This is a genomic window from uncultured Desulfovibrio sp., from assembly GCF_944327235.1.
In the GTDB taxonomy this organism is placed as follows: domain Bacteria; phylum Desulfobacterota; class Desulfovibrionia; order Desulfovibrionales; family Desulfovibrionaceae; genus Desulfovibrio.
This window is the reverse complement of record NZ_CALVHE010000121.1, coordinates 1-5437: the sequence shown is the minus strand read 5'-3', so window position 1 is coordinate 5437 and position 5437 is coordinate 1. Positions and strand designations below refer to the sequence as shown.

Here is a 5437-nt window from a genome sequence, read left to right as displayed (position 1 = left end):
CGCTCGCCGCAGGGGGCAAGTCGGCGCGCATCTTCCCGCTTCGCGGGTGATATGCGCGCCTGCTGCGGCGCTCCCGCGTTGCGGGGATCGCCTCCGCGCCCCGGCTCGCTGGATTTGTAGGGTTTTTCCCAGACTATGCCCTGACCGGCGGGGAGTTTCGTTCCCTGCATGGTAATTTCCCCCGGAGTGTACGTTCTTTCCTGACGGGAAGGGTTTTCTTTTTCTTCCGCTGAGTTGCGGCTTCAGCCCGGCATTCGGGCATGGTCGCCTCCCGGCGAGGGGCAGGGGGTGAGAGGGGCGTGCCCCTCTACACCCCCTACGACCCCCGTACTCCCCCTTGTCCGTGTGGTGGAGGGCGTCGCTGTCGCATGTCGTGTACCTTGTCCGCCGCTCGCCGCAGGGGGCAAGTCGGCGCGCATCTTTCCGCTTCGCGGGTGATATGCGCGCCTGCTGCGGCGCTCCCGCGTTGCGGGGATCGCCTCCGCGCCCCGGCTCGCTGGGCTAGCTGGCTGGCTTTTTTCAGCCTGCGCCCTGACCGGCGGGGAGCATTTCCCCTTGGATGGAGCTTCTTCCCGGTGCGGAGGTTGCCGTCTGACGGGGAGCACTTTTTCTGCTTGAGGCATTTCCCCGGTCTGTACGTTCTCTCCTGACGGGAAGGGCTTTTCTTTTTCTGCCGCTGGCTTGCGGCTGCTGCCCGGCATCCGGGTTTGGTAGCCTGCGCGGCTGGCGACCGAATGGCGGCCCGCAGGGCTGTGCCCGTTAGGCGACGCAGGAGCCTTACGGGCATCGACAGCAGAGATACGGCAGGGGGTGAGAGGGGCGTGCCCCTCTACATCCCCTACGCCCCCCGTACGCCCCCTTGTCCGTGTGGCGGCGGGCGTCGCTGTCGCGTGTCGTGTACCTTGTCCGCCGCTCGCCGCAGAGGGCAAGTCGGCGCGCATCTTCCCGCTTCGCGGGTGATATGCGCGCCTGCTGCGGCGCTCCCGCGTTGCGGGGATCGCCTCCGCGCCCCGGCTCGCTGGGCTGGCGGGCTTTTTTCAGCCTGCGCCCTGACCGGCGGGGAGCATTTCCCCTTGGATGGAGCTTCTTCCCTGATGCGGAGGTTGCCATCTGACGGGGAGCACTTTTTCTGCTTGAGGCATTTCCCCGGTCTGTACGTTCTCTCCTGACGGTAAGGGCTTTCTTTTCCTCCGCTGGGTCTCGTCTGCCGTCCGGCAGTGGGTTTTGGTCGCCTTCCAGAGCATTTTCGGTTTGAAGCGCGAAGTGCTTCAAAGCATACGGCCTGTCGTTTCGCGGGAGAAGCGTGTTTTTCCGCTTGGTTTGGGCCGGGTGGCTTGTGCCGCCGTTTTTCAAAGGCAACACGCTCTATTGAGTCTCGGTAGGTATCCGCTGCCGGAAAAGTCCTTCTTCCGAATCGCCGGGGGACAGGCGGGCGAAGAGGGGCTTGCGTGTCGCGTCGTTCTTTCATCCTCCCAAGTAAAGCGCGTTGGGGGAGGGATGGGGGGCTTGGGGGAAGGGAACCCCTTTACGCGCGAGCTAAAGGGGTTCCCTTCCCCCAAGTACGACAATACATCACGCAGTGAGCGGCGCATCCGCGGAAGGAGGACGGATGCGCCGCTCGTTGCTGATGGCTGCACAGGAAGGGAAAGTTTGCGGGGCGGGGCGGAGGTGGGCCGCCCCGCTGCCGGGGGTGTTAGAAGGTATAGGCAAGGATGAGCTGGGCTTTCCAGGCGTCCTGTTTGCTGAAGCCCTGTTGATTGTAGGAGCTGTGCTTCCAGGTATTGCGGTCGATCATGTTGACGATGTAGCCCAGTTCAAGGTTGGCTTCCAGATTTTCGTAGATCTGGTAGCTGTTCACGAGGTTGAATTCCAGCAGGCCGTCGTTGGTGGTGAGGTAGGGGCCGTCCTGATTGTACGCACCGCTGTTCCAGGCGTAGGAGGAGTTCATGTACTTGACCATGGAGGGGCTGTTGGTGCCGCCCCAGTAGGCCACGCGGAAGGTGTGCTTGAGGTCTTGCAGGAAGCTCATGTCCGCGAGTTGCAGGCCGACGCCCCAGGTACCGGCGTAGGTCAGGTTCATGTCGTAGCCGCCGGTGCTGAGGGTGCCCCAGGCGAGGTTGCCGTCTCCGATGAAGGAGGTGAAGTTGCCCGCGCCCGCGATGGAGGGCAGACGTTCGGAGCCGTTCTTCACGTTGCCGTCGTCGCCGGAGGCGTACCAGCCGAAGATGCCGGGCGTGCCCCAGTCCATCTTGTACTCCACGAGCGCCTTGATGAGCCAGCCCTGACGCTGGGTGCTGCCGCGGCGCAGGTCGACGCCGCGCTTGAGCACGTCATAGCGGCCCATAGCTTCCACGTAGCCGTAGTTGATGTCCAGTTCGACATTGAGCGGATCCCAGAGGGTGAGGGCGATGGGCAGTCCGGCCCAGAACATGGTGCCGTACGCCTTGGAGGTCTCACCGAGGGCGAAGCCGTTAAATTCGGGATAGTAGCCCGGCAGGGTGTAGCCCAGCACGCCGTCCGCCGTCTCCACGCCGCCCTCGTTGAAACGGGCGTTCCGGCCCTGGAAGCCCAGCATGGCCCAGGGGGTCAGGCTCACGCCGTCAAAGTTCAGGGGCAGCATGAGGGCAAAGAGGTCCATGTTGTCCAGATAATTGGTGTAGCCGTTGCCGTAGGGCTGCCCGTCGGCGGTGGTGCCGGTGTAGTTGTCGTTGAGCGGACGCATCCAGAGGGCGGTCAGGCCCACGTTCTCGTTGAACTGGTAGGAGGCGACCACGCCCGCGGCGTCCCCGTCCATGATGGCCGAACCGCCCGCCACGTTGGGCATGGCGATGGCCTGCAGGCCCATGCGCAGACGCAGGTCGGTATTGGGGACGAGCCAGTCGATATAGGCGTTCTTCACCTTGATGACGTTGGTGCCGTCAGCGCCGAGGGCTGCGCCTTCGCCGTTCCGCCCCCAGAACTGGTCACCGATCTCGAAGAATACCGTGCCGGACAGGGACTCGGAGGCCACCGCATCCAGTTGCAGGCGGAAACGCTGGGCGGCGTTGAAGATATCCTCCTGGTCGGCGCGGGTGCGCTTCTGCCCCACCTCGCGCGTGGAGCGGAGCAGCGAGCCGTCGCCCGCGCCGAAGCCCACCAGCCACTCGCCGGAGGCCTTGAAGTCGATGGCTTTGGCTCCGGTGGCGGCACCGAAAAGCATACCGGCGGCCAGCGCCAGCGTCAGAATGCGTTTCATGACAATTCTCCTTTTCAAACAGGGGGTGAAGGTTACTGTTCCAGGGCCTCGCCGCCCGCCCCGTGGACGGCGACGGCCTCCCGTGTTGCATTGCGTGCTCTGGCGCGGGCCTTCTTGTGTCCGCACTTGCAGTCCGGGCAGGTCCCCCGGCAGACGTGCTTGGCGTTTTCGGGCATGATGAGCACCTTGTTGCCGCCCACGGCCAGGTCGAAGCCCAGCCGCCCCTTGAAGGCGATGCGCTGCATACCGACGGGACTGTGCGGCAGGGCCGCCCGCAGGCTGCCCGCGGCCTCGTGGTCGAGGTCCGTCACCTGACGCACGTCGATGAAAAATTTCTTGCAGCTGTCCTTGCGGCTGGACAAAAGCTGCATGATGCTCTCGGCCTGGGCCATGCCCAGCGTCCGGCCTACGTTGATGTGCAGATTATGGGCGCTTTCCCGGCAGGTGAGGGGGGCGGGCGCGGCGTGTCTGTTCATGGTCGGCTCCTTGTGGTTGCTGCCGGCAGCGGAGGAATGGCTGCCGGTTTCGACATCGGGCCGGGAGGAGGGCAAGGGGTGTGACGGTCTGCATCATGGTTTCCTTTGTGGCTGGTCATACTGACGGGGTCGCGCCGCGCTCTAGGACGCCGCCGGGGAAGATAGCCGGACGTGTCTCGCGGCGGAAGCGGTCGCGTGTAACGAGTTGTACGGGAGAAAAGAGTTCTTGTCAATGAAATTGAAAACAAATTTCATTTTTATGCTGTAGCAGGAAGCGTTTGACGCCATATGCCGCTTGCGCTACAGGCAGACACGCACCGTCATGCCCGGCGGGCCTGAGCAGGGGAGGGGAAGGAAAGATGTCGCACGCACGCAACAGCGGTCGCTATTATGGTCTGCTGGCGCTGGCCGGCCTCGTCTGGGGCCTGCAGCCCCTGTTCGTCAAGTTCGTGGTGGCCGAGCTGACGCCCACCACGCTGACGGCCGTACGCTACGGGCTCATCACGCTGCTGCTGTTCGTGCTGGCCGCCCTGCGCGGCAATCCGTTCCTGCCCCGGCGGGATTGTCTGACCGCCCTCGTGCTCATGGGGCTGACAGGCGTGGCCTTCAACAACATCGCCCAGTTTTCCGGCCTGCAATATTCCAGCGTGGGCAATGCCACCCTCATCGCCTCCACCACCCCGGCCTCCACGGCCCTGCTGGCCGCCATCTTCCTGCGGGAGAAGCTCCTGCCCATCGAATGGCTGGGCATCGGCTGCTCCCTGCTGGGGACGCTCTTTCTGGTGACGCACGGCTCGCTGGACATGCTCCTCTCCATCTCCTTCAATCGGGGGGATCTGCTGTTCTTTGCCTGTCAGCAGGGCTGGGCCATCTATTCCCTCGTGGGGGTGCGGGTCATGGCCCGCATGTCGGCGCTGACGGCAACGGCCTGGGCGGGATGCTTCGGCGTCGGCTGGACGGTGCTCTACGGACTGACGGCCGGAGAGCTGTACCTTGCGCCCGCGTCCGCGACCTGCTGGCTGTCGCTGGGCTATGTGACCCTGCTGGGCGGCATCTTCGCCATGCTGGCCTGGAACGTCTCCCTCAAGGTCGTGGGAGCGGGCAAGGCGGCCATCTTCCTCAACCTCATGCCGCTCGTCGGGGTGAGCGCCGGGGTGTTGCTGCTGGACGAGGACTTTGTCTGGCAGCAGTGTTTCGGCGCGGTGGGCATGTTGGCGGGCATCTACATCCTCACGCACAGCCATCAGCTCATGCGTTACGCCAATCGACGTCTCATGCGGCGGGCGCGCGCCATATCGCACGCGCGCTCGCATCCGGTACAACGGCATATCCTGCCGTGGATGCGCCACTGATCGCCGTGGAAGGGGCTTAGAGCATTTTCAGTTTGAAACGCGTTGCGTTTCAGACCATACGGCCTGTCGTTTCACGGAAAAAACGCAGTCATTCCGCCTGGTTTGGGCCGGGCAGCGTTGTGCCGCCACCTCGCGTTTCACCTTTTTCAAAGGTGAAACGCTCTAAAAGCGCGCTGGGGAAGGGATGGGGGGCTTGGGGGGAAGGCTCGCGGGAACGCCTTTTCGTAGCGAAGCGAGAAAAGGCTGGACCCTCCCGCGCTGGCGGCGACCGAAAGGCGGCCGCAGGCCGTGCCCGTCAGGCGACGCAGGAGCCTTACGGGCATCGACAGCAGAGCGCGACCGAAAGGCGGCCGCAGGCCGTGCCCGTTAGGCGA

Annotated in this window: 3 protein-coding genes; 1 reads left to right on the top strand and 2 read right to left on the bottom strand. The window is 64.4% G+C overall.

The genetic code is table 11. The features are described 5' to 3' along the window. Positions 1-1693: 1693 nt before the first annotated feature. Both Q0K00_RS11155 and Q0K00_RS11150 read right to left on the bottom strand, forming a co-directional pair. Positions 1694-3235 carry an outer membrane homotrimeric porin gene (locus Q0K00_RS11155; protein WP_297229547.1) on the bottom strand — a complete coding sequence of 514 codons (1542 nt, stop codon included), beginning with the start codon at positions 3233-3235 and terminating at the stop codon, positions 1694-1696. Positions 3236-3267: 32 nt separating this feature from the next. Next, the gene (locus Q0K00_RS11150; protein WP_297229545.1) at positions 3268-3711 is read right to left on the bottom strand and encodes a squalene cyclase; all 444 of its coding nucleotides are present in this window, start codon (positions 3709-3711) and stop codon (positions 3268-3270) included. Between the two features lie 359 nt (positions 3712-4070). Between Q0K00_RS11150 and Q0K00_RS11145 the strand changes: the two genes are divergently transcribed. Further along, positions 4071-5063, top strand: a complete 993-nt coding sequence (locus Q0K00_RS11145) for a DMT family transporter (protein ID WP_297229543.1) — start codon at positions 4071-4073, stop codon at positions 5061-5063. Positions 5064-5437 lie beyond the last annotated feature (374 nt).

What these genes read in the sequence shown, in the direction of transcription:
- Q0K00_RS11145 (WP_297229543.1), top strand. Translation starts at nt 4,071, where the DNA reads ATGTCGCACGCACGCAACAGCGGTCGCTATTATGGTCTGCTGGCGCTG.
- Q0K00_RS11150 (WP_297229545.1), bottom strand. Translation starts at nt 3,711, where the DNA reads ATGAACAGACACGCCGCGCCCGCCCCCCTCACCTGCCGGGAAAGCGCC.
- Q0K00_RS11155 (WP_297229547.1), bottom strand. Translation starts at nt 3,235, where the DNA reads ATGAAACGCATTCTGACGCTGGCGCTGGCCGCCGGTATGCTTTTCGGT.